Raw genomic sequence first — 23,367 nt, 5'->3', positions numbered from 1 at the left:
ATATCCACCCTTGTGAGGAGCAACAGCTGTGAGCAGCAACAACGGTGACGTCCGGCTCTGGGGCGGCCGCTTCGCCGACGGTCCGGCCGAGGCGCTGGCGAAGCTGTCCGCGTCGGTCCACTTCGACTGGCGGCTCGCGCCGTACGACATCGCCGGATCCCGCGCCCACGCGCGCGTGCTGCACAAGGCGGGCCTGCTCACGGCCGACGAGCTCCAGCGGATGATCGCGGGCCTTGACCGGCTGGAGGCGGACGTCGCCGACGGCTCCTTCACCGGCACCATCGCCGACGAGGACGTCCACACCGCCCTGGAGCGGGGCCTGCTGGAGCGGCTCGGCCCCGACCTCGGCGGCAAGCTGCGGGCCGGCCGGTCCCGCAACGACCAGGTCGCCACGCTCTTCCGGATGTACCTGCGCGACCACGCCCGCATCATCGGCGGCCTGATCGCCGAGCTCCAGGACGCGCTGGTGGGCCTCGCCGAGGCGCACCCCGACGTGGCGATGCCCGGCCGCACCCACCTCCAGCACGCCCAGCCGGTGCTCTTCGCCCACCACGTCCTGGCCCACGTCCAGTCCCTGTCGCGGGACGCCGAGCGGCTGCGGCAGTGGGACGAGCGCACGGCGGTCTCGCCGTACGGCTCGGGCGCGCTCGCGGGCAGCAGCCTCGGCCTGGACCCGGAGGCGGTGGCGCGGGACCTCGGCTTCGAGCACGGCTCCGCCGCCAACTCCATCGACGGCACGGCCTCCCGCGACTTCGTGGCGGAGTTCGCCTTCATCACGGCGATGATCGGCGTGAACCTCTCCCGGATCGCCGAGGAGGTCATCATCTGGAACACGAAGGAGTTCTCCTTCGTCACCCTCCACGACGCCTTCTCCACCGGCTCCTCGATCATGCCGCAGAAGAAGAACCCGGACATCGCGGAGCTGGCGCGCGGCAAGTCCGGCCGTCTGATCGGCAATCTGACCGGCCTGCTGGCGACGCTGAAGGCGCTCCCGCTCGCGTACAACCGGGACCTCCAGGAGGACAAGGAGCCGGTCTTCGACTCCTGCGACCAACTGGAGGTGCTGCTGCCCGCGTTCACCGGGATGATGGCGACCCTCACGGTCAACCGGGAGCGCATGGAGGAGCTGGCGCCCGCGGGCTTCTCGCTCGCCACCGACATCGCGGAGTGGCTCGTCAGGCAGGGCGTGCCGTTCCGGGTGGCGCACGAGGTCGCGGGGGAGTGCGTCAAGGTCTGCGAGGCGCGGGGGATCGAGCTCGACGAGCTCACCGACGAGCAGTTCGCCACGATCTCCGAGCATCTGACGCCCGAGGTGCGGACCGTCCTGAACGTCCCCGGCGCCCTCGCCTCCCGCGACGGCCGCGGCGGCACCGCCCCCTCGGCCGTCGCCGTCCAACTCGCCGAGGTCAAGGCCGATCTGACCGTCCAGCACGCCTGGGCCACCGCCAAGAAGTGAGATACCGGTACGGGGTGTGCGCGCCGCGCATGCCCCGTACGGATGGAGTGGCCCGCCGATGTCGATCAGCGGCACCCGTTTCGTGCGACCATGGTCCCTTCGGCGGTGAGGGAGTGGACGTGGGGGACGTGGCGGTCGGCGCGCAAGAAGGACACGGGGAGGCCGAGCGGCCCCGGGGGCCCGAGGAGACGGCGCCCGAGGCGGCGCCGGACGAGACGGGCGAGCCCGGCGAGCTGGTCGGCGGCCCGGTCGGCGAGCCGGTCGGCGGCCCCAAGAAGCAGCGCTCCTTCTGGAAGGAGCTGCCGCTGCTCATCGGTATCGCGCTGATCCTCGCGCTGCTGATCAAGACGTTCCTGGTGCAGGCGTTCTCGATCCCCTCGGACTCGATGCAGAACACGCTCCAGCGCGGTGACCGCGTCCTGGTGGACAAGCTGACGCCGTGGTTCGGCTCCGAGCCCGAGCGCGGCGAGGTCGTCGTCTTCCACGACCCGGGCAACTGGCTCCAGGGCGAGCCGACGCCGCAGCCCAACGCCGTGCAGAAGGCGCTCAGCTTCGTCGGGCTGATGCCGTCCGCCGAGGAGAAGGACCTGATCAAGCGGGTCGTGGCGGTCGGCGGGGACACCGTCGAGTGCAAGGGCACGGGCCCGCTGAAGGTCAACGGCAAGGCCCTGAACGAGCCGTACGTCTTCGCGGGGAACACCCCGTGCAGCACGGACCCGGAGAGCCAGTTCAAGGTCACGGTGCCCAAGGGCCGCATCTGGGTCATGGGCGACCACCGGCAGAACTCGGCGGACTCCCGCTACCACCAGGAGCAGCCGGGCGGCGGCTCGGTGCCGGTCGACAAGGTCGTGGGGCGCGCGCTCGTCATCGCCTGGCCGGTCAACCGCTGGGACAACCTTCCGGTGCCGAGCACCTTCGGCCAGTCGGGCATCGGCACGGTCGCGACGGCGGCCCCGGCCGCGCTCGGCCTGCTCGGCGCGGCCCCGATCGTGCTGCTGCGCCGGCGCCGGCGGCTGAGCGCGGGCCGCTGAGGCGAACATGCTCGGATGAAGGGCCGGACCGTCCGATCGGACGGTCCGGCCCTTCATCGTGTCCGGGCTACGCCCCGACCGTCCCGTCGATCCCCTCGCGCAGGAAGTCGGCATGGCCGTTGTGGCGGGCGTACTCCAGCGTCACGTGCACCATCACCAGGCGTAGCGAGACGTCCGTGTCCCAGCGGGCGGCGTGGACGACTTTGTCGAGCGACTCGGCCTCGCGCTCGATGCGGCGGGAGTGCTCGACCTCCGCCTGCCACCGTTCGAACGCGTCCGTCCGGCTGGCGCCGCTCGCGTCGTACGCCACCTGGTAGTCGTCCACGTCCGAGTAGACCAGCGAGATGTCCTCGGCGTTGACGATCTTGCGGAACCAGGTGCGCTCCACCTCGGCCATATGCCGTACGAGACCGAGCAGCGAGAGCGTCGAGGGCGGCATGGACCTGGTGCGCAGCTCGTCGTCGGTCAGGCCCTCGCACTTCATCGCGAGTGTCGCGCGGTGGTAGTCCAGAAAGGCCCGCAGCGTCTCGCGTTCACCGGCGAGGAGGGGCGGCGGCACGCGGTTGTCGGTCACTTCGGGTTCCCTTCGAGGGCGTTGAGAGGTCGCTCGCCAGGCTAGTGATCAAGGGGTGGCGAGTCGATAGACTTTCGAATGAGACGTCAACGTATCATTCGGTCTATGGTTGTCTCATGACTGTGGACCGCGACCAGGTGCTGCGTACGGCAGCCGCCCTGCTCTCCCGCAAAGCGACCGCCACGATGGACGAGGTGGCCCGTGCCGCCGGGATCGGGCGCGCCACCCTGCACCGCCACTTCGCCGGCCGCGACGCGCTGGTCAGGGCGCTGGAGAACTTCGGCATCGAGCAGTTCGAAGCCGCCCTGGACGCGGCCCGGCTGGACGAGGGACCAGCCCCCGACGCACTGCGCCGCCTCATCGCCGAGGTGGAGCCCGCGGCCGGGCTGCTCGCCTTCCTGGTCACCGAGAACCAGCTCTTCGAGGGCGACCAGATGAACGAGGGCTGGGCCCGGCTCGACGCCCGCGTCTCCGCGCTCTTCCGGCGCGGCCAGGAGCAGGGCGAGTTCCGCATCGACCTCACCCCGGCCTGGCTCACCGAGGCCCTCTACGGCCTGATCGGCACCTGCGCCTGGGCCGTCCAGGTCGGCCGGGTGGCCGCCAACGACTTCCAGTACATGATCGTCGAGTTGCTGCTCGGCGGAGCGCGACGGAGCGTGGAGAAATGACCAGTACCGACCGGCGGGCCGAGCCCCTGCCCGACGCGCGCCACCCGGGCCGCTGGCTCGCCCTCGCCGTGCTCGTCCTGGCCGTTCTCCTCGTCGCGGTCGACGCGACCGTCCTCGGCCTCGCCACCCCGTTCCTCAGCGAGGACCTGAAGCCGTCCGGCCCGCAGCTGCTGTGGATCGGCGACGTCTACTCGTTCGTCATCGCGGGCCTGCTCGTCTCCATGGGCAGCCTCGGCGACCGGATCGGCCGCAAGCGGCTGCTGCTCTGCGGCGCGGTGGCCTTCGGCGCGGTCTCGGTGCTCAACGCGTACGCCTCCAGCCCCGAGATGATGATCCTGGCGCGGGCACTGCTCGGCGTCGCGGGCGCGACCCTGATGCCGTCCACGCTGGCGCTGATCCGGAACATCTTCCACGACCCGCGCGAGCGCAGCCTCGCCGTCGGCATCTGGGGCGCGGCGGCCTCGGCGGGCGCGGCCGTCGGGCCGGTCGTCGGCGGCTTCCTCCTGGAGAACTTCTGGTGGGGCTCGGTCTTCCTGATCAACCTGCCGGTGATGGCCGTCCTCGTCCTCGTCGGCATCAAGCTGCTCCCCGAGTCCCGCGACCCGAACCCCGGCCCGTGGGACCTGGGCAGCGTGCTGCTCTCGCTGGTCGGCATGGTCGCGCTCGTGTACGCGGTGAAGGAGGCGGCGGTCAACGGGTTCGGCCCGGAGATCGCCGGGGTCGCGCTGGTGGGCGTGCTGGCCCTGCTCTGGTTCGTACGCCGCCAGCTCACCCTGGACTCACCGCTGCTCGACATGCGGCTCTTCCACCACCGGGGCTTCTCCGGCGCGGTCCTGGCCGACCTGCTGACCATCCTGGGCCTGTCCGGCCTGGTGTTCTTCCTCTCCCAGTTCCTCCAACTGGTCCAGGAGCGCTCGCCGTTGGAGGCCGGTCTCATCGAACTGCCCGCGGCCGTGGGCGCGGTGGGCGCGGGGCTCGCTGCCGGTTACGTGGCCCGCCGGGCCTCGGTGCGCAGCGCGGTCGCCGTGGGGCTGGCGGCGGTCGGCGCGGCCCTGGCGGCCTGTATGGCCATATCGGCCGACACGGGCGTGGTGGCCCTCGGCATCGCGCTGTTCGTGGGCGGCCTGGGAGCCGGTCTCGCCTTCACCGTCACCGCCGACGTGATCCTCTCCAGCGTGCCGAAGGAGCAGGCGGGGTCGGCGTCGGCGGTCTCCGAGACGGCGTACGAGCTGGGCGCGGCCCTCGGCATCGCGCTCCTGGGCTCCGTGGTCACGGGAATCTACCGCGGCTTCACGGCCCCGGCGGACCTGCCCGCGGGCGCCGCCGCCCAGGCCCACGACTCGCTCGGCGGCGCGGTGGAGGTGGCCGCGCGGCTCCCGGCCGAACAGGCGGACCCCCTGCTGTCCGCGGCCCGGGACGCGTTCACGGACGGCTTCCAGACGGCGGCGGCGGTCGGCAGCGCGGTGCTGTTCGCGACGGCGGTGGCGGCGTGGTTCCTCCTGCGAGGCCAGCGTCTGGAGGAGGGCCTGGAACACCCGTAAGCCGTACCCCCTAGGGGCGCGGGGAACTGCGCGACCAGCCACAGACGGCCCGCAGTCGAAGGACAGTCCTCCGGCCGCGGGCCGTGCGTGGCTGAGCGCGCAGTTCCCCGCGCCCCTGAAAACCAAAAGCCGCCGCTACGCGGCCTTCGCCTTCGTGGCGTACATGTCGACGTACTCCTGCCCGGACAGCCGCATGACCTCCGCCATCACCGAATCCGTGACGGCCCGCAGCACATACCGGTCCCGGTCCATGCCCTCGTACCGCGAGAACTCCATCGGCTCGCCGAACCGCACCGTCACCTTGCCGGGCCGCGGCAGCCCCGCCCCGCTCGGCTGGATCTTGTCCGTGCCGATCATCGCGAACGGCACGACCGGCGCACCCGTCATCAGGGTCAGCCGCGCGATGCCCGTGCGGCCGCGGTACAGCCGGCCGTCGGGGGAGCGGGTGCCCTCCGGGTAGATGCTGAAGACCTTGCCCTCCTCCAGGACCTGACGTCCCGTCATCAGCGCCGCGACCCCGCCGTGCCCGCCGTCGCGGTTGACCGGGATCATGCCGACGCCGCTGAAGAACCACGCCATCAGCCGGCCCTTGAGACCCTTGCCCGTGACGTACTCGTCCTTGCCGATGAAGTACACCGGACGGTCCAGACACACCGGCATGATCATCGAGTCGATGAACGTCAGGTGGTTGCCCGCGAGGATGACCGGACCCGTCCCGGGGATGTTCTCGGCGCCCTCCACCTGCGGACGGAACATCAGGCGCATGATCGGTCCGAGCACTGCCTTGATGAGCGCGAGTCGGGACAACGCTTCCTCCGGTGTCGTGGGCTTAGGGGTCCGCACGGAACCGAGGTCCGCGCAGGTGAGGACGATACTCGCGGCCCGCGTCTGATCGCACATCGGGTTCACGGAGTGGATACGCGATGTTGACGCGTGTTCGCGCCGCGTTCGGCCCCCATTGGCCGCGGGGGCTCCCCTCCTTAAGGGGTGTACGCCTACGCTCGACCCCTCCCGTTGACAGGTGCGGGACATGTGGAACCAGCCATACTTCCAAGGAGCGTTCATGACACAGGGTGAGCGGATGAGCCCCGGGCGGCGCACGGTGCTCGGCGCGGCGGTGCTGGGCACGGCGGCCGCCGGGCTGCCCGCCGCGGCCGCGAGCGCGCAGCCCCGGCCGGAGCACGGCGAGGCGCGCCGCCACGGAACGTACAAGGACCTGCCGGTCCCGTACGTGATCGGCCACCGCGGCACCTCCGGCTACCGCCCCGAGCACACCCTCGGCTCCTACCAGCACGCCCTGGACCTCGGCGCCCACGTCATCGAGCAGGACCTCGTCCCCACCAAGGACGGGCACCTGGTCTGCCGTCACGAGAACGACATCACCGCCACCACGGACGTCGCCGACCACCCCGAGTTCGCCGCCCGCAAGGCCACCAAGACGGTCGATGGCGTCTCCGTCACCGGCTGGTTCACCGAGGACTTCACCCTCGCCGAGCTGAAGACCCTGCGTGCCAAGGAGCGGCTGCCCGCCGTCCGCCAGCGCAACACGCTCTACGACGGCCGGTGGGACGTGCCCACCTTCGAGGAGGTCCTCCAGTGGGCCGAGCGCGAGGGCCGCCGCCTGGGCCGTCGCGTCTGGCTGCACACCGAGACCAAGCACCCCACCTACTTCCGGGGGCTCGGCCTTCCCCTGGAGGACCGGGTGGCGCGGCTGCTGCGCCGGTACGGGCGCCACCGCGCCGACTCCCCGCAGTTCCTCCAGTCCTTCGAGCCCAGCAGCATCCAGCGGCTCAGCCGACTGGTCGACACCCCGTCCGTCGTGCTGCTCTCCGGCAAGGGCAGCAAGCCCTGGGACTTCGTGGTGAGCGGCGACCCGCGCACCACCGACGACCTGGTCAAGCCGGCGGGTCTGAAGTGGATCGCCTCGTACGCGCAGGGCATCGGCCCCACCCTGGACCTGATCGTCCCCAAGGACGCGGCGGGCCGGCTCACCACGCCGACCACCCTGGTCGCGGACGCCCACGCGCAGGGGCTGGTCCTCCACCCGTACACGATGCGCAACGAGAACACCTTCCTGCCCGCCGACTTCCGGCGTGGCACCGACCCCAACGCGTACGGGGACGCGTTCGGGGCCTTCAAGGCGTACTTCGCGACCGGTATCGACGCGGTCTTCTCCGACAACGCGGACACCGCGCTCCTTGCGGCAGCAGACTTCCGCGCGAAGCGCCAGTCCCCGAACCGGTAGCTCTCGTATACGAGTCTTCACGTACGGGTGAGATGCGGCCGCCGCCGAAACCGCCTCACGCGGCGGTCGCGTCCCGCCCGGCATGGACCTCGTCAAAGAGCTGAGCCCGCTGCTGGCCGCCGAGGCCGCCGCGGAGGCGCCGGGCGCCGGAGTCGACCCCGCCGACCTCGAACAGGACGTCTGGGTGCGTCTGCTCGAAAGCCGTCCGGCGGACCCCGTCCCCTGGGTGCGCTGGGCCGTTCGGGCGGAAGTGAGACGGGCCCGCCGACGGGCGCGGCGCGAACTCCCGTTCGCCGCGGAACCGGCCGCCGACCCCGAAACAGGCCCGGAACGCCGGGCTCTGAGCGAGGAGCTGAGCCGTGCGCTGCGTACGGCCGTGGCCAGGACGCCGGGGAACTGCCCGCGTCTGCTGTCTGCGCTTCTTTCGCCCAGCGACCTCACTTACCGAGAAATCGCAGGGGAGTTGGATATCTCACAGGGGAGTCTGGGGCCGATGCGTTCCCGTTGCCTGGGATGCCTGCGCAGAATGCTCGCGGCGGAGGTTGCGGCTCCTGGCGTGCGGGGAATGGAGCGTTAGACAACCGGCGGACAGGTGAGCGGAAGGCATGCACACATGGGCATGAGCGTGACCATTTCTGCGGCGCGTGAAGGTGACTGCGAGCAGATCCTCAAGCTTCAGTACCTCTGCTACCAGAGCGAGGCGGAGCTCTACGGCGACTACTCCATCGAGCCGCTCACCCAGACGCTGGACGGCCTGCGGGACGAGCTGGGGAGCGGGTACGCGCTGGTGGCGCGGCTCGGCGACGAGGTGGTCGCCTCGGTCAGAGGCAGCGTCGACGCGTCGGGCACCGGCCGGATCGACAAGCTGATCGTGCACCCGCGGATGCAGGGGCACGGGCTGGGCGGCCGGCTGCTGAGCGCCATAGAGGAGCACTTCGCCGGGCAGCTGTCGGCCAAGCGGTTCCGGCTCTTCACGGGGCATCGCAGCGAGTCCAACCTGCGGCTGTACCGCAAGCACGGGTACGCGCCCGTCGCGACGGAGGCGCTGAGTCCCGGGCTTTCCCTGGTCACCCTGGAGAAGGACGCGTCTGCTCGGGAGTTCGTCGCCAGCGCGTAGCGCTCCGCGGGGGGCGGTCATTCGGCTGCGGGCCGTCTGTGGCTGGTCGCGCAGTTCCCCGCGCCCCTAGGAGGGCCCTTCGGACCCATCGAGAGGGGCGCGGGATCGACAAAGCGCTCAGGCCTCTGCCCGGTTGCGGCGCAGCCACAGCATGCCGAGTACCGGGAGGATCACCGGGATGAGGAGATAGCCCGCGCCGTAGTCCGACCAGACCGTGGCGTCCGGGAACGCGGACTTGTCCGCCAGCGTCCAGGTGCCCACGGTCAGGACGAAGACCAGCTCGGCCGCGCAACACACCAGCGCCGTGCGCCGCAGCCGCTCGCCACCGCGCACCAGCGAGTACGTGATGAAGCCGTACACCACGGCCGCCACCGCCGACAGCACGTACGCCAGCGGCGCCTTGCCGAAGTCCTGGATCATCTGGACGATCGAGCGGGAGGCGGCAGCGACGGTGAACACCCCGTAGAACCAGACCAGCACGCGGCCGGGGCCGCTGCCCAGCTTTCCGCCTTCGGACTCGTTCCGCCCGGTGGACTCGGTGGTGGACTCGGCCACGGTCACCCTCCCCAGATGTCGTAGAGACGCACTTCGAGCACCGCGAGCACCACCGCGCCGGCCGAGACCGTCACTGAGCCCCACTTGGTCCGCTCGCTCAGCGACAGCAGACCCGCCGCCGGGACCGCCGCGAACGAGCCCACCAGATAGGCGATGAAGATCGCCATGCCCTGGTCGGGCCGCTCGCCCCGCCCGAGCTGCACGATGCCGACCACCAGCTGGGCCAGGGCGAGCACGGTGACCACGGCCATGCCGATGAAGTGCCAGTCCTTGGTGGGCTGGTCCCGGTAGGCGGCGAAGCCGCACCAGGCGGCGAGGGCGAGCGCGGCGGCGGCGACCGCGACCGTCAGGGCGTCAAGCATGAGAACGAGCGTATTACGGCCCGAAGCGCCCGATGCGCCCGCCCCGGGCGGGACCGGCCGGGGCGATCGGCCCGCCGTGGCCTTGGCCACAGGACGCCACCGGCCGGGGTGTCGGCGCCGCTGTGGGCAGGTGGGCGGCGCTCTCCGTATCGGCGCAGGCCAGACGGGGGAGCGGGGGGTGGGCGGGGGTGTTTCCGCCGTCCCGGGGCCGTCCCGTGCGCGTCCGTATGGCGGTCCATGCTTGTCCGGAATGCGGACAGCATTGATCCGCTCTTCGCTCCTTCTGCTTTACTTCATGCATGACCACGACGAGCAGCCGCACCCTTGCGACCGAGGCGATGAACGCGCCCGGTGCTCGTTGTATGTGTCGAATGTGCGCCTTCTGAGGGCCCCCGCCTGAGCCTCGCGCCCCGAAGCGAGACCCATGAGCCATGCCCGCGCACGCCATGCCTCTCCCGGTTACCACCGATGGTGGCTGTGACGCGTCCCGAACACGAATGCCCCGTGCCCGGCGGACACCGCGCCGCGCACTCGACAGTGACGGAAATCCTGTGATCACCACTACGGGCCTCACCAAGGTCTACCAGTCGCGCGGCCGTGAGGTCACCGCCCTGGACGGCGTAGACCTCCATGTCCGCGAGGGCGAGGTCTTCGGCGTCATCGGCCAGAGCGGCGCCGGCAAGTCCTCCCTCATCCGCTGCGTCAATCTCCTGGAGCGGCCGACCACCGGCACGGTGACCGTCGACGGCGTCGACCTCACCGCGCTCGCCGGGCGCGGCCGCCGCGCCGGCAAGGAGCTGCGCCAGGCGCGCAGCCGCATCGGCATGGTCTTCCAGCACTTCAACCTGCTCTCCGCGCGCACCGTGCAGGCCAACATCGAGCTGCCGCTGGAGATCCTCGGCGTCTCCGGCAAGGAGCGCTCCCGCAAGGCCCTCGAACTCCTCGACCTGGTCGGCCTCGCCGACAAGGCCAAGGCCTACCCCGCCCAGCTCTCCGGCGGCCAGAAGCAGCGCGTCGGCATCGCCCGCGCCCTGGCCGGCGACCCCAAGGTGCTGCTCTCCGACGAGGCGACCAGCGCGCTCGACCCGGAGACCACCCGCTCCATCCTCCAGCTGCTGCGCGACCTCAACCAGCAGCTCGGCCTCACCGTGCTGCTGATCACCCACGAGATGGACGTCGTCAAGACGGTCTGCGACTCGGCCGCGCTGATGAAGCGGGGCCGGATCGTCGAGTCCGGCACCGTCGGCGAGCTCCTCGCCACCCCCGGCTCCGAGCTCGCCGCCGAGCTGTTCCCGGTGACCGGCGAGGCCACCGGCCCCGAGCGCACGGTCGTCGACGTGACCTTCCACGGCGAGTCGGCCACCCAGCCGGTCATCTCGCAGCTGGCGCGCACGTACAACGTCGACATCTCGATCCTCGGCGCTGCGATGGACACCGTCGGCGGCCGGCAGATCGGCCGGATGCGCATCGAGCTGCCCGGACGGTACGAGGAGAACGTCGTCCCGGTCGGCTTCCTGCGCGAGCAGGGCCTCCAGGTGGACGTCGTCGAAGCCGACGCGGTCGACACCGCGGTGGAAATCCCGGCGCAGGCCGTCGCCGCCCCGGTCAAGGAAGGTGCCAAGTGAGCTGGTCCGAGATGCAGCCGCTGCTGTCCCAGGGAACCATCGACACCCTCTACATGGTGCTCTGGTCCAGCCTGGTCACCGTCGCGGGCGGACTGCCGCTTGGCGTGCTGCTCGTACTCACCGACAAGGGCGGACTGCTCCAGAACCGCCCGGTGAACAAGGTCATCGGCGTGATCGTGAACATCGGCCGCTCGATGCCGTTCATCATCCTGCTGATCGCGCTGATCCCCTTCACCACCTGGGTGGTCGGCACCTTCATCGGCCCCACCGCGATGATCGTGCCGCTCGCCGTCGGCGCCATCCCGTTCTTCGCCCGGCTCGTCGAGACCGCGATCCGCGAGGTCGACCACGGTCTGGTCGAGGCCGTCCAGTCGATGGGCGGCTCCATCCCGACCATCGTCCGCAAGGTCCTGCTCCCGCAGGCGCTGCCCTCGCTGATCGCCGGACTCACCACCACCGTGATCACGCTGGTCAGCTACTCGGCGATGGCCGGCGCGGTCGGTGGCGAGGGCCTCGGATCCAAGGCCATCACCTACGGATTCCAGCGCTTCGAGACGCAGTTCATGCTCATCACCGTCGGTGTGCTCATCGCCATCGTCACCGTGATCCAGCTGATCGGCGACGGCGCCGTACGGCTTCTGGCCCGCCGGGGCCGTACCTCCTGAACTTCTCTCCGCAGAGCCCGCACTCCTTGTCCGGGCGACCACCCGCACCACCAGAAAGAGGCACTTTTCGTGCGTAACAACATCAAGATCACCGCTGCTGCCGCCGCCACCGCCGCGCTCGCCCTCGGCCTCACCGCCTGCGGCACCTCCTCCGACCCGAAGACGTCGAGCGCCAAGGGCGCCTCGGCCGACACCTCCAAGGCGCTCGTCGTCGCGGCGTCCCCGACCCCGCACGCCGACATCCTGAACTTCGTCAAGAAGAACCTGGCGGAGAAGGCCGGACTCAAGCTGGAGGTCAAGGAGTTCACGGACTACGTCCTGCCGAACACCGCCACCCAGCAGGGCCAGGTCGACGCCAACTTCTTCCAGCACAAGCCCTACCTCGACGACTTCAACAAGAAGAACAAGACGACCATCGTGCCGGTCGTCAACGTCGAACTGGAGCCGCTCGGCCTCTACTCCAAGAAGGTCAAGTCGGTGAAGGAGATCGCCTCCGGCCAGACGATCGCCGTCCCGAACGACACCACCAACGAGGGCCGCGCGCTCCAGCTGCTCGCGGGCAACGGCCTGATCACCCTCAAGGACGGCGTCGGCACCTCCGCCAAGCTCTCCGACATCAAGGACAGCAAGGGCCTGAAGTTCAAGGAGATCGAGGCCGCCACGCTGCCCCGCGCCCTGAACGACGTCGACGCCGCGGTCATCAACGGCAACTACGCCATCGAGGCCAAGCTCAGCCCGGCCAAGGACTCGCTCGTCCTGGAGAAGGCGGACGGCAACCCGTACGCCAACTTCCTCGCCGTCAAGAAGGGCAACGAGGCCGACCCGCGGATCCAGAAGCTGGCCCAGCTCCTCAACTCCGACGAGGTCAAGAAGTTCATCCAGGACAAGTACCAGGGCTCGGTCGTCCCGGCCTTCGGCGCCGTCAAGTCCTGAACCCCGCCGGTCAGTTCCGGCCACCGCCCCGGGGCCCCGCACACCGCACGGTGCGCGGGGCCCCGGCGCGTGTTCCGCCTCCCGGCCAGGCCCCCCCGGCCATGCACATCCCCGCGCCGATGCTGCATGCTGTGCCTTTACGGCCTGACGACCGTCCCCCGGCATGGAGCGGCACATGACTACCCCGACCCCGGTGTTCCCGGACATCTCCATCAGCACCGACCGGCTGGTGCTGCGCGCCTTCGACGAGGACGACATCCCGGCGCACATCGAGATGATGAACGACGAGCACGTCATCGCCTGGACCTCCGTGCCCCACCCCTACACGGCCCGCGACGCCCTGGAGTTCGTCCGGCTGCACGCCCCCGCCGAGCGCACCTCGGGGCGCGGGATCGTCTTCGCCGTCACCGAGTTCCTCACCCAGCGCCTGGTCGGCGTCGTGCACCTGCAGAACACCAACTGGCGCACCCTGGCCACCGAGGTCGGCTACGTCATCGCCCCCTGGGCGCGCGGCGAGGGCTACGCCACCGAGGCCGTGCTCGCCGCCGCGCAGTGGCTCTTCCGGGACCAGCGCTTCGAGCGCGTCGAGCTGCGCACCGCCGCCGACAACACCGCCTCCCAGCAGGTCGCGCAGAAGATCGGCTGCATCAGCGAGGGCGTGCTGCGCAACGCCTGGATAGCGCGCACGCAGACGGAGGACGGCGGCTGGGCGGACATCCGCACCGACCTGATCGTGTGGAGCCTGCTCCCCGAGGACCTGGACGGCGTCGCCGACCAGCTCGCGGACGCCGGATACGCCTCGTACGCCGACTGGAACTGAGCCGGGTCCCTCCCCGCTCGCCCGACCGCACTCCCGCGGCACCAGGTACCCTCACCGTGGCCGGGCCCACCGGGGCCCCCGACCTGCGACAACTCCAGGAGACTCGACGACGATGGCCGACCGCGTCACGGTGATCGGCTGGGACGGCTCGCCGCTCACCCCGGCGGCCAGGTCCGCGCTGTCCGCCGCCACCCTGGTGGCCGGCGCCGCCCACCACCTGGCGCTGCCCGAGGTGCCCGCGCGCGCCGAGCGGATCCGCCTGGGCAGCGTCGACCTCGCCGCCCGCCGTATCGCCGGACACCGCGGCAGCGCGGTCGTGCTCGCCGACGGGGACCCCGGGTTCTTCGGCGTCGTCCGCACCCTGCGCGCCCCCGAGCACGGCCTGGAAGTCGAAGTGGTGCCCGCGGTCTCGGCCGTGGCCGCCGCCTTCGCCCGGGCCGGGATGCCCTGGGACGACGCCCAGATCGTCGTCGCCCACCGCCGCACCCTGCGCCGGGCCGTCAACGTGTGCCGGGCGCACACCAAGGTCGCCGTCCTCACCTCGCCGGGCGCCGGGCCCGCCGAGCTGGCCCTGCTCCTCGAAGGCGTCCACCGCACCTTCGTCATCTGCGAGGAGCTCGGCAGCGAGCGCGAACAGGTCACCGTCCTCACCTCCGACAAGGTCGCCGACCACGCCTGGCGCGACCCCAACCTGGTCATCGTGATCGGCGGCGCCGGACACGGCGCCGTACCGGGATCCGGCTGGATCGCCGGACGCGACCCGGGCCACCCGCAGCAGGTGCGCGGCTGGGCGCTGCCCGCGCGGGAGTACGGGGACGGCCTCGGCCCGGGTGAGTCCGCCGGGCTGCGCGCCGCCCAGCTGGCCCGGCTCGGCCCGCGCACCGGCGACCTGGTCTGGGACATCGGCTGCGGCAGCGGCGCGCTGGCCGTCGAGGCCGCCCGGTTCGGGGCCGCCGTCATCGCCGTCGACGCGGACCCGGACGCCTGCGCCCGCACCGAGGCCGCCGCCCGCCGCTTCGGCGTCCAGATCCAGGTGCGGGCGGGCCGCGCCCCGCACGTACTGGAGTCGCTGCCCGAGCCCGACGTCGTCCGCGTCGGCGGCGGGGGAGCGGAGGTCGTCTCCGCCTGCGCCGACCGCCGCCCGGAGCGGATCGTCGCGCACGCCGCCACCCGCGACGGGGCCGAGGCGATCGGAGCCGCCCTCGAAGCCGGCGGGTACGACGTGGAGTGCGCCCTCCTCCAGTCCGTCGAACTGGACACGAGCGCCTGGTCGGAACGCGAACGCTCGGTCGCATTCCTGCTCTCCGGAAGGCGCCGGGAAAGGTCCCCGTGATCTCTCCGGCGTGTCGTCCGGGGTAGGCTGGCCGACTGTTGTACCGCACCGGGCCGTTCGGCGCTACGTTCGTCAATGTCCGGAATGGGGAACCGGTTTGGGGCCCTGTCGCGGTACGTCGGATCCCGGGGAAGCGCAACGTGGCGCACCCCACACGTTCCGTGGCCGAGACGGGGCGCCAGGTCGGCGATCTCCCGCGAGAATGCTTTGTGTTCGCGGGCCGTTCGCACCGCGCGGCGTGCCCGCTCGTTCTTGTCGACGGGTGCGGGGCGCGCCGTGCGTGGGCGGTCCCGGGCGCAGGCCGAAGAAGCACTACAGATGGGCGAGGGGTACGCATGACTGACACCGGCCAGGTCCCGGGCGAGGGGCTGCCGGAGGACGCAGGCATGGTGGAGCAGCCGGGCGTCCCCGCTCCCGGCGCGTACACCTTCCTCGACCCCTCCGACGGTTCGGCGCTCGGCGCGGACGACGACGACCTCCTGCTGATGCCGGGGGCCCAGGGCGCCTGGATCGACCCGCAGTCCGCGCCCGCCCCGCTCGCGGCCCCGATGCCGGCCCCGGCGCACGCCGCCCCCGCCCCGGAGCAGCCCGCCGAGCCCGGCGCCCACGAGGCCGGCGGCCGCGACTCCGGCTCGGTGGACCTGGGCGCCGTCCGCACCGCGCCCGCGACGCCCCAGCCCGCGCGCCGCCCGCTGCACATGGGCCCGCCCGTGCCCGACGCCGCCGGCGGTGTCGTACGGTCCCTCGCCGACCGCGGCCCGGCCGCCGGCGCCCCGGCGAACCCGGCCCCGGTGCGCACCCCCGGCCCGCCGACCACCGGCCCCGAGTACCTGGACGTGCCCCGCGAGGAGGCGGCCGCGCCGCCGTCCGGCCCCCAGCTGAGCGAGCTCCCGCCGCAGGGCGCGACGCCGTGGGAGCCCATGGCGCCGCACGAGGCCGTCCTGGCCCCGGCCCCGCAGCCCGCGCCGCAGCCGGCCGAGCGGGTCCGGCAGCCCGAGCCCGTACGGGCCGAGGCCGCCGCGCCGCAGGCCGTTCAGCCCCAGCAGTCCCTGGCGCAGCCGGAGCCCCAGCAGTCACCGAACGACCTGGTCAGCCCCGCAGAAACGGTCGTCCCGGAGGAGCTCGCGCCCGCCGGGGTGCCCGCCCAGGCCGTCGCCGCCGAGCAGCCGTCGCCGGTCATGGCACCGGTGTCGCCGGTCTCGCCCGTGATGCCGGCACCGGCCGTACAGCCGCCCGCCGTCGGGCAGTTCGTGCCGGTGGAGGGCTCGGTCCCGACCGGGCCGCATCTGGCGCCGTCGCCGGTGGAGCCGGTTGAGCAGGTGGCCGTCCCCGTGGCCGAGCACGCGCCCGTACCCGAGCCCGTCGCGGCGCCCGCCGCCGAACCGGTGGCCGGGCCGGTCGTGGCCGCCGCGTCGGCGGAGCCGACGTCGCAGGCCGCTCAGCCGCAGCCGGTGCAGCCCGCCCAGCCCTCCCAGCCCGAGGGCGTGCAGGCGGAGCCGGTGGCCGAGGCGGCCGTCGAGCCCGTGGCGCCGGTCGCCGTGGCCCCCGTGGCCGTGGAAGAGGCCGAGGACGCCGTGGCCGAGCCGGTGGCGCCCGCCCCCGAGCCGGTGGCCGTCGAGGCAGCGGCCGCCGTGGCCCCGGAGGCCGCGGAGCCCGTGGCGGCCCCCGCGCCCGCCGAGCCCGTGGCCGAGGTCCAGGAGCAGGCCCAGGAGCAGACCCACGCCCAGGTCCAGGTCCAGGTCGAGCCGGACGCGGCCGAGCCGCAGCCCGCGCCCGTCCCGGCCGCCGCGACGCCGGTCGTGCCCGTACCCCGCTCGGAGGAGCCCCTCCCGGAGCCGCAGCCGGAGACGGTCCCGGCCGCCCCCGAGGCACCGGCCCCCCTGCTCGTCACGGACGAGGCCGAGCCCCTGCCCGCCGAGGCCGCGCCCGAGCAGGCCGCGCCCGTACCCGTGATCATCGAGGACGACGAGGACGCGGCCGAGGAGCTCGCCGCCCCCGCCGCGGAGACCGTCGAGCAGCCCGAGCCGCTCCCGGCCGACGCCGCCCCGGAGACCGAGGGCGCCGACGGCGAGGACGCCTTCGCCGAGCCGGGCGCCCCGGCCCCCGGCTACGCCGACGCCGAGCGCGAGGCCGTGCTGCGTGTGATGCGCGAGCGGCGCGACATCCGCAACGGCTTCCGCGGCGACCCCATCCCGCACGAGGTGCTGCTGCGCGTCCTGGAGGCCGCGCACACCGCCCCCAGCGTGGGCCACTCGCAGCCCTGGGACTTCGTGGTCATCCGGTCCGCCGAGACCCGCCGCACCATGCACGAGCTCGCCCAGCGCCAGCGCGACGCGTACGCGAAGTCGCTGCCCAAGGGCCGGGCCAAGCAGTTCAAGGAACTGAAGATCGAGGCCATCCTCGACACCCCGGTGAACATCGTGGTCACCGCCGACCCGACGCGCGGCGGCCGCCACACCCTGGGCCGCTACACCCAGCCGCAAATGGCCCCGTACTCCTCGGCGCTCGCGGTCGAGAACCTCTGGCTCGCCGCCCGCGCCGAGGGCCTCGGCGTCGGCTGGGTCTCCTTCTTCGACGAGCGCGAGATGGTCCGCGCGCTCGGTCTGCCCGAGCACCTGGAGGTCGTCGCCTACCTCTGCGTGGGGTACGTGGACGAGTTCCCGGAGGAGCCCGAGCTGATGCAGGCGGGCTGGTCCAAGCGGCGCCCGCTGTCCTGGGTGGTCCATGAGGAGACGTACGGCCGCCGTGCCCTGCCCGGCGAGGAGCCGCACGACCTGCTCCAGGAGACCGTCGCCAACATCCGCCCGCTGGACGCCAAGGCGCTCGGCGAGGCGTGGGAGCGGCAGAAGCGGATGACCAAGCCGGCCGGCGCGCTCGGCATGCTGGAGATCATCTCCGCACAGCTCAGCGGTCTGTCGCGCAAGTGCCCGCCGCCGATCCCGGAGCCCGCCGCCGTGGCGATCTTCGCGGGCGACCACGGCGTGCACGCCCAGGGCGTCACCCCCTGGCCGCAGGAGGTCACCGGCCAGATGGTGGCCAACTTCCTGGGCGGCGGCGCGGTCTGCAACGCGTTCGCCAACCAGGTCGGCGCCGAGGTCTGCGTCATCGACGTCGGCGTGGCCGGCGAACTCCCGGCCACCCCGGGCCTGCTGCCCCGCAAGGTGCGCCCCGGCACCGGCGACATGACCACCGGGCCCGCCATGACCCGCGAGGAGGTCGTCGCCGCCGTCGAGGTGGGCATCGAGACCGCCCGCGACCTGGTGGCGGCGGGCAACAAGGCGCTCCTGACGGGCGAGATGGGCATCGCCAACACCACGGTGTCGGCCGCCCTGATCTCCCTCTACACGGGCGTCGACCCGGCCGAGGTCACCGGCCGCGGCACCGGCATCAACGACGAGACGCACGCCCGCAAGGTCGACGTGGTCCGCCGCGCCCTGGAGCTGCACAGCCCGGACCCGGCCGACCCGATCGGCGTCCTCGCCGGGATCGGCGGCCTGGAGCACGCGGCGATGGTCGGCTTCATCCTCGGCGGCGCCTCGCTGCGTACGCCGGTGATCCTGGACGGTGTGAGCGCGGGCGCGGCCGCCCTGGTCGCGCGGGCCATCGCTCCGGAGGCCCTGGCGGCGTGCATCGCGGGCCACCGCAGCGCGGAGCCCGGCCATGTCGCGGCCCTGAACAAGCTGGGCCTGCGCCCGCTGGTCGACCTGGACCTGCGCCTGGGCGAGGGCACCGGCGCGCTGCTCGCCCTGCCGCTGGTGCAGAGCGCGGCGCGTGCGATGCACGAGGTCGCGACCTTCGACTCGGCCGGAGTTACCGAGAAGTAGCCACTGTCGTACCCGGTGTGCCCGCCCGTTCCGCAGTACGGAACGGGGGGCGCGCCGGGCGACGGTCCGCAGACAATGGGGTCCGGGGCGACGCCCCGTCCTCCGACGACGCCCGCCGACGCCGCACCAGGAGCCACCCGCCATGGCAGAACACCCCGCGTACCCCGTAGGCCTGCGCCTGACCGGCCGCCGCGTAGTCGTCATCGGCGGCGGCCAGGTCGCCCAGCGCCGCCTGCCGGCCCTGATAGCGGCCGGCGCCGACATCGTCCTGGTCTCCCCGTCCGCCACCCCCTCCGTGGAGGCGATGGCGGACACCGGCGAGATCACCTGGCACCGCCGCGTGTACGAGGACGGCGACCTCGCCGACGCCTGGTACGCCCTGATCGCCAGCAGCGACACGGCCGCCAACGAGCGGGCGTCCGCCGAGGCCGAGCGCCACCGCGTCTGGTGCGTACGCTCCGACGACGCGTCCCGGGCCACCGCCTGGACCCCGGCCACCGGCCGCAGCGAGGGCGTCACGGTCGCCGTGCTCACCGGTGGCGCCCCCGACCCCCGCCGCACCGCCGCCGTCCGCGACGCGGTGGTGGAGGGCCTGCGCGACGGCACCCTGGTCGCCCCGCACCACCGCACCCGCACTCCCGGCGTCGCCCTCGTGGGCGGCGGCCCCGGCGACCCGGACCTGATCACCGTGCGCGGCCGCCGCCTCCTCGCCGAGGCCGACGTGGTCATCGCCGACCGGCTCGGCCCGCGCGACCTGCTCGACGAACTCCCGCCGCACGTCGAGGTGATCGACGCGGCGAAGATCCCGTACGGCCGGTTCATGGCCCAGGAGGCCATCAACAACGCGCTGATCGAGCACGCCAAGGCGGGCAAGGCGGTCGTCCGGCTCAAGGGCGGCGACCCGTACGTCTTCGGCCGCGGCATGGAGGAGCTCCAGGCGCTCGCCGACGCGGGCATCCCGTGCACGGTCGTCCCGGGCATCTCCAGCTCCATCTCGGTGCCGGGCGCGGCCGGCATCCCGGTCACCCACCGGGGCGTGGCGCATGAGTTCACCGTGGTCAGCGGCCATGTGGCGCCCGACGACGCGCGCTCGCTCGTCGACTGGGAAGCGCTCGCCCGGCTCACCGGCACGCTGGTGATCCTGATGGGCGTCGACAAGATCGGCGCGATCGCCCGGACGCTGATCGCCCACGGCAAGAACCCCGACACCCCCGTGGCCCTAGTCCAGGAGGGCACCACCGCCGCCCAGCGCCGGGTCGACGCGACCCTCGCCACGGTGGGGGAGACTGTGACCACGCAGGACGTACGGCCGCCGGCGGTCATCGTGATCGGTGACGTGGTCGCCGTGGGTCCCGCGCTCCCGACGACGTAACCCGCGGTAACGGATCTCGGTCCGGGCCGTTGGCACTCCACCCAGGACAAGGCAGTATCACCCTGTGGCTGATCTCATCACCATCGACGACCCCGACGACCCGCGCCTGCGCGACTACACGGGCCTGACCGACGTCGAACTGCGCCGCAAGCGCGAGCCCGCCGAGGGCCTGTTCATCGCCGAGGGCGAGAAGGTCATCAGACGCGCCAAGGACGCCGGTTACGAGATGCGGTCCATGCTGCTCTCCGCCAAGTGGGTCGACGTCATGCGCGACGTCATCGACGAGCTCCCGGCGCCGGTCTACGCGGTCAGCCCCGACCTCGCCGAGCGCGTCACCGGCTACCACGTGCACCGCGGCGCCCTCGCCTCGATGCAGCGCAAGCCGCTGCCGACGGCCGAGGAGATCCTCGCGACCAGCCGCCGGGTCGCCGTGATGGAAGCGGTCAACGACCACACCAACATCGGCGCGATCTTCCGCAGCGCCGCCGCCCTCGGCATGGACGCGGTGCTGCTCTCGCCGGACTGCGCCGACCCGCTCTACCGCCGCTCGGTGAAGGTCTCCATGGGCGCGGTCTTCTCCGTCCCGTACGCGCGCCTGGAGTCCTGGCCCAAGAGCCTGGCGACCGTGCGCGAGGCGGGCTTCCGGCTGCTCGCCCTCACCCCGGACGAGAAGGCCTCCGCCATCGACGAGGCGGCGCCGCACCGGCTGGACAAGGTGGCCCTGATGCTGGGCGCGGAGGGCGACGGGCTCTCCACCCAGGCCCTGGTCGCGGCCGACGAGTGGGTCCGCATCCCGATGGCCCACGGCGTCGACTCGCTCAACGTGGGCGCGGCGGCGGCGGTCGCCTTCTACGCGGTGGCGACGGGCCGCCCCGCGTAGCACGCGCTACAACTGCTGCGCCGCCGCGATCCCCAGCGCCACGATCAGCGTCACCACGAAGAACACGATCAGCCGCTGGCGCAGCAGCCGCGGGTTGGCGGGGCGCAGCCGGCCCGTGCCGGTGCGGGCGCCCGGACGGGTGCCGGGGCGGCTCCCGTTGGTGCCGTTGGTACGGCTGCCGGAGCGGGCGGCGCCACGGGGCGCGGGCGGGCGCGAGCCGCCGGTGCGCGGCCCCGCCGGGCGCGGAGCCCGCTCCCGCTGGCCCGCGCCGGTGCCCCGGCCGGTGTCCGTGTAGCGCTGGGTGCGCTCGTCGTGCTCGTACCGCTCGGTGCGCTCGGGGAGCCGCCCGGTGGGGCGGTCCGCCTCGGAGCGGTCGCGCTGGGCGGGCGGGCGCGCGTCGAGGCCGCCGCCCTGCGCCTCCCGCGCCGCGATCTCCTTGAGCCGCATCGACAGCTGGAGCGTGCTCGGGCGCTCCTCCGGGTCCTTGGCCAGACAGGCCCGCACCAGCGGCGCCAGCGCGTCCGGCACCCCGTGCAGCTGCGGCTCCTCGTGCACGACGCGGTAGAGCATGACCTCCGAACTGCCGTGCCCGAAGGGCGAGTCGCCCATCGCCGCGTACGCCAGTGTCGCGCCCAGCGAGAAGACGTCCGTGGCGGGCGTGACCGCCGCGCCGCGCACCTGCTCGGGCGCGAGGAAGCCGGGCGAGCCCACCGCGGTGCCGACGTGGGTCAGCGTGGAGGCGCCGGTCGCCCAGGCGATGCCGAAGTCGATGATCCGGGGGCCCTTGGGGGAGAGCAGGATGTTGGACGGCTTGAGGTCCCGGTGCACCACACCGGCCTCGTGGACCGCCACCAGTCCCTCGGAGAGCGCGGCGCCGATCGCGGCGGCCTCGGCCGCGGCCAGCGGGCCCTCCTCGGCGACCTTGTCGTGGAGCGAGGGGCCCGGCACGTACTGCGTCGCGAACCAGGGGCGGTCGGCCTCCAGATCGGCCGCCACCAGCCGGGCCGTGCAGCCGCCGCGGATGCGCCGGGCCGCCGACACCTCGCGGGCGAAGCGCGAGCGGAACTCCTGGTCCTCGGCGAGGTCCGGCCGGATCACCTTCAGCGCGACCCGCTGGCCGCGCCGGTCGGAGCCGAGGTAGACGACACCCATGCCACCCGCGCCGAGGCGCCGGTGGAGCCGGAACGAGCCGACGACACGCGGGTCCTCGCGCCGGAGCCGCATCATCGCCATGTTCATCCCCGCTGCCCGGTCCTGTTGACGTGGCACAGCTTACGTACCCCCGGCCCGGTGTGCTCATAGGCCGCGCCCTCGCGCACCCATCGATTGTCAGTGCCCGGTGGGAAACTTGAAGAGTGGTCAGCAACGCGCCGTGCGCGGCGCGCCGGCCGGAGCGCGATCTCAACCGTCCGTCGCAGAAGGGGGATTGGATCGGTGAAGGGTGACCGAGTGGAGATAGTCGTGGACGCGGGTGACACGACACGGACGTACGAAGTGGTGGCAAGCCGGGCGGGTCGCAGGGTGGAGACGGCCGTCCGCAGAGGGGTGGTGGAAGTGAGCGAAGTCACCCGTAGCGGGACAGTCGTGCGCACCGCGCGCTTCATGGCGACCCGGGTCCTCGCCCTGGTCGAGCAGCCCGTCCCCAGGGAGGACGCGTCGGAGGCGCAGACCCGTCCCCTCCGGGAAGACCCCAAGTCCTAGGACCCCATCTCCACCCAGGGGAGTACGGGAGGGGTGGCCCACTCATCCCCTGGGAGGCCCGGCAATCGGTACGAGGGCATGACGCCCGGCGTCCGCCGTTTCCCTACTGTTGAGGTCAAGCGGCGGGCGCAGCACTCGTCCCCCGAGGTCAGACGCCCGCCGCTGTCCAATTCGACAGGAGAGGGACCATGGCGGACACGGCAACGCGGACAGTTCTCCGCACGCGAGGACGCAGGGCTCACGCCGCGGCGTTCGGCGGCCGCCGGTCCGATCCGCGCCACCCCTTGGTGGCGACGGCCATGGCTCTTCCCCTGGCGGCCCTGCTGACAGTCGTCTTCGGCGGCTGGGACGCGGTGGTCACACAAGCGTCGTCCGTGGGCGTGATGCTGGGGCGCTGAGCGGCGCCCCGGACCCGGTAGAGCGGACCGGGTCGGGGACATCCGGCCATTTTCAGCCCCGTGGGGACGGGGGTGCGGCGGACGGCAGTAAAGAGGCGTTGCCCGGACGGCTGGGGAGCCGTCCGGGCAACGCCTTTGTATGTGCCCGGGGTTTGTCCGCGGGCCGTCTGTGGCTGGTCGCGCGGTTCCCCGCGCCCCTTCAGGGCGCGGTACCGCGCCGGGACTGCCATCCGCCGGGCACCTCCCCAGGAGGGCACTCCCAGCCGG

General features: G+C 72.7%; 22 protein-coding genes. 17 read left to right on the top strand and 5 right to left on the bottom strand.

From position 1 onward, the window contains the following. The first annotated feature begins 28 nt into the window (after positions 1 to 28). Both argH and lepB read left to right on the top strand, forming a co-directional pair. Entirely contained in the window at positions 29 to 1,456 is a 1,428-nt protein-coding gene (argH, locus tag BX283_RS11045; protein ID WP_101387448.1) for an argininosuccinate lyase, read from the top strand. Positions 1,457 to 1,575: 119 nt separating this feature from the next. Next, complete coding sequence (gene lepB / locus BX283_RS11040; RefSeq protein WP_101387447.1) at positions 1,576 to 2,487, top strand: signal peptidase I; 912 nt, start codon at positions 1,576 to 1,578, stop codon at positions 2,485 to 2,487. Positions 2,488 to 2,554: 67 nt separating this feature from the next. Here the strand turns inward: lepB and BX283_RS11035 are convergent, their stop codons facing one another. After that, on the bottom strand, positions 2,555 to 3,061 hold the full coding sequence (locus BX283_RS11035; RefSeq protein ID WP_101387446.1) for a DinB family protein: 507 nt from the start codon (positions 3,059 to 3,061) through the stop codon (positions 2,555 to 2,557). Between the two features lie 116 nt (positions 3,062 to 3,177). On the opposite strand from BX283_RS11035, the gene BX283_RS11030 reads away from it, so the two are divergent. Continuing rightward, positions 3,178 to 3,729 carry a TetR/AcrR family transcriptional regulator gene (locus tag BX283_RS11030; RefSeq protein WP_101387445.1) on the top strand — a complete coding sequence of 184 codons (552 nt, stop codon included), beginning with the start codon at positions 3,178 to 3,180 and terminating at the stop codon, positions 3,727 to 3,729. Further along, positions 3,726 to 5,270 (top strand): MFS transporter, encoded by a 1,545-nt coding sequence (locus BX283_RS11025; protein WP_101387444.1) that lies wholly within the window; start codon positions 3,726 to 3,728, stop codon positions 5,268 to 5,270. Before BX283_RS11030 ends, BX283_RS11025 begins: the two co-directional genes overlap by 4 nt. 135 nt (positions 5,271 to 5,405) lie before the next feature. On the opposite strand, the gene BX283_RS11020 is transcribed toward BX283_RS11025, so the two are convergent. Beyond that, on the bottom strand, positions 5,406 to 6,077 hold the full coding sequence (locus tag BX283_RS11020; RefSeq protein ID WP_101387443.1) for a 1-acyl-sn-glycerol-3-phosphate acyltransferase: 672 nt from the start codon (positions 6,075 to 6,077) through the stop codon (positions 5,406 to 5,408). A gap of 256 nt (positions 6,078 to 6,333) precedes the next feature. On the opposite strand from BX283_RS11020, the gene BX283_RS11015 reads away from it, so the two are divergent. The 3 genes from BX283_RS11015 (at position 6,334) to BX283_RS11005 (ending at position 8,632) form a co-directional block, all read left to right on the top strand. Further along, on the top strand, positions 6,334 to 7,515 hold the full coding sequence (locus BX283_RS11015) for a glycerophosphodiester phosphodiesterase (RefSeq protein WP_101387442.1): 1,182 nt from the start codon (positions 6,334 to 6,336) through the stop codon (positions 7,513 to 7,515). An 82-nt stretch (positions 7,516 to 7,597) separates the two neighbouring features. Continuing rightward, complete coding sequence (locus tag BX283_RS41530; RefSeq protein ID WP_101387441.1) at positions 7,598 to 8,092, top strand: RNA polymerase sigma factor; 495 nt, start codon at positions 7,598 to 7,600, stop codon at positions 8,090 to 8,092. 36 nt (positions 8,093 to 8,128) lie between these two features. Next, entirely contained in the window at positions 8,129 to 8,632 is a 504-nt protein-coding gene (locus BX283_RS11005) for a GNAT family N-acetyltransferase (protein WP_101387440.1), read from the top strand. Between the two features lie 117 nt (positions 8,633 to 8,749). Here BX283_RS11005 and BX283_RS11000 read toward each other — a convergent pair whose 3' ends face one another. Both BX283_RS11000 and BX283_RS10995 read right to left on the bottom strand, forming a co-directional pair. Continuing rightward, the gene (locus BX283_RS11000; RefSeq protein ID WP_101387439.1) at positions 8,750 to 9,187 is read right to left on the bottom strand and encodes a hypothetical protein; all 438 of its coding nucleotides are present in this window, start codon (positions 9,185 to 9,187) and stop codon (positions 8,750 to 8,752) included. Between the two features lie 2 nt (positions 9,188 to 9,189). Further along, positions 9,190 to 9,549 (bottom strand): hypothetical protein, encoded by a 360-nt coding sequence (locus BX283_RS10995; protein WP_101387438.1) that lies wholly within the window; start codon positions 9,547 to 9,549, stop codon positions 9,190 to 9,192. Between the two features lie 551 nt (positions 9,550 to 10,100). Here BX283_RS10995 and BX283_RS10990 point away from each other — a divergent pair. From BX283_RS10990 to BX283_RS10955, 8 genes are all read left to right on the top strand, one after another. Further along, positions 10,101 to 11,174 (top strand): methionine ABC transporter ATP-binding protein, encoded by a 1,074-nt coding sequence (locus tag BX283_RS10990; protein WP_101387437.1) that lies wholly within the window; start codon positions 10,101 to 10,103, stop codon positions 11,172 to 11,174. Continuing rightward, positions 11,171 to 11,839: a methionine ABC transporter permease gene (locus BX283_RS10985; protein WP_101387436.1), complete on the top strand. Its 669-nt coding sequence runs from the start codon at positions 11,171 to 11,173 to the stop codon at positions 11,837 to 11,839. Before BX283_RS10990 ends, BX283_RS10985 begins: the two co-directional genes overlap by 4 nt. Before the next feature lie 69 nt (positions 11,840 to 11,908). Continuing rightward, positions 11,909 to 12,772 (top strand): MetQ/NlpA family ABC transporter substrate-binding protein, encoded by an 864-nt coding sequence (locus tag BX283_RS10980; protein ID WP_101387435.1) that lies wholly within the window; start codon positions 11,909 to 11,911, stop codon positions 12,770 to 12,772. A 163-nt stretch (positions 12,773 to 12,935) separates the two neighbouring features. Beyond that, positions 12,936 to 13,592 (top strand): GNAT family N-acetyltransferase, encoded by a 657-nt coding sequence (locus BX283_RS10975; RefSeq protein WP_101387434.1) that lies wholly within the window; start codon positions 12,936 to 12,938, stop codon positions 13,590 to 13,592. A gap of 112 nt (positions 13,593 to 13,704) precedes the next feature. Continuing rightward, the gene (cbiE, locus tag BX283_RS10970) at positions 13,705 to 14,925 is read left to right on the top strand and encodes a precorrin-6y C5,15-methyltransferase (decarboxylating) subunit CbiE (RefSeq protein WP_101387433.1); all 1,221 of its coding nucleotides are present in this window, start codon (positions 13,705 to 13,707) and stop codon (positions 14,923 to 14,925) included. A gap of 335 nt (positions 14,926 to 15,260) precedes the next feature. Then, positions 15,261 to 18,749 carry a nicotinate-nucleotide--dimethylbenzimidazole phosphoribosyltransferase gene (cobT, locus tag BX283_RS10965; RefSeq protein WP_101387432.1) on the top strand — a complete coding sequence of 1,163 codons (3,489 nt, stop codon included), beginning with the start codon at positions 15,261 to 15,263 and terminating at the stop codon, positions 18,747 to 18,749. 142 nt (positions 18,750 to 18,891) lie between these two features. Then, complete coding sequence (cobA, locus tag BX283_RS10960; protein WP_101387431.1) at positions 18,892 to 20,121, top strand: uroporphyrinogen-III C-methyltransferase; 1,230 nt, start codon at positions 18,892 to 18,894, stop codon at positions 20,119 to 20,121. A gap of 64 nt (positions 20,122 to 20,185) precedes the next feature. Then, positions 20,186 to 21,001, top strand: a complete 816-nt coding sequence (locus BX283_RS10955) for an RNA methyltransferase (RefSeq protein ID WP_101387430.1) — start codon at positions 20,186 to 20,188, stop codon at positions 20,999 to 21,001. A 6-nt stretch (positions 21,002 to 21,007) separates the two neighbouring features. On the opposite strand, the gene BX283_RS10950 is transcribed toward BX283_RS10955, so the two are convergent. Then, entirely contained in the window at positions 21,008 to 22,234 is a 1,227-nt protein-coding gene (locus BX283_RS10950; protein WP_180357435.1) for a serine/threonine-protein kinase, read from the bottom strand. A 201-nt stretch (positions 22,235 to 22,435) separates the two neighbouring features. Here BX283_RS10950 and BX283_RS10945 point away from each other — a divergent pair, with 201 nt between their 5' ends. Both BX283_RS10945 and BX283_RS10940 read left to right on the top strand, forming a co-directional pair. Continuing rightward, positions 22,436 to 22,702 (top strand): hypothetical protein, encoded by a 267-nt coding sequence (locus BX283_RS10945; RefSeq protein WP_101387428.1) that lies wholly within the window; start codon positions 22,436 to 22,438, stop codon positions 22,700 to 22,702. A 188-nt stretch (positions 22,703 to 22,890) separates the two neighbouring features. Continuing rightward, complete coding sequence (locus BX283_RS10940; RefSeq protein ID WP_101387427.1) at positions 22,891 to 23,100, top strand: hypothetical protein; 210 nt, start codon at positions 22,891 to 22,893, stop codon at positions 23,098 to 23,100. Positions 23,101 to 23,367: the final 267 nt, after the last annotated feature.

The sequence above is a fragment of the Streptomyces sp. TLI_146 genome (assembly GCF_002846415.1).
Taxonomy (GTDB): domain Bacteria; phylum Actinomycetota; class Actinomycetes; order Streptomycetales; family Streptomycetaceae; genus Streptomyces.
This window is presented reverse-complemented; position numbering and strand designations above follow the sequence as displayed.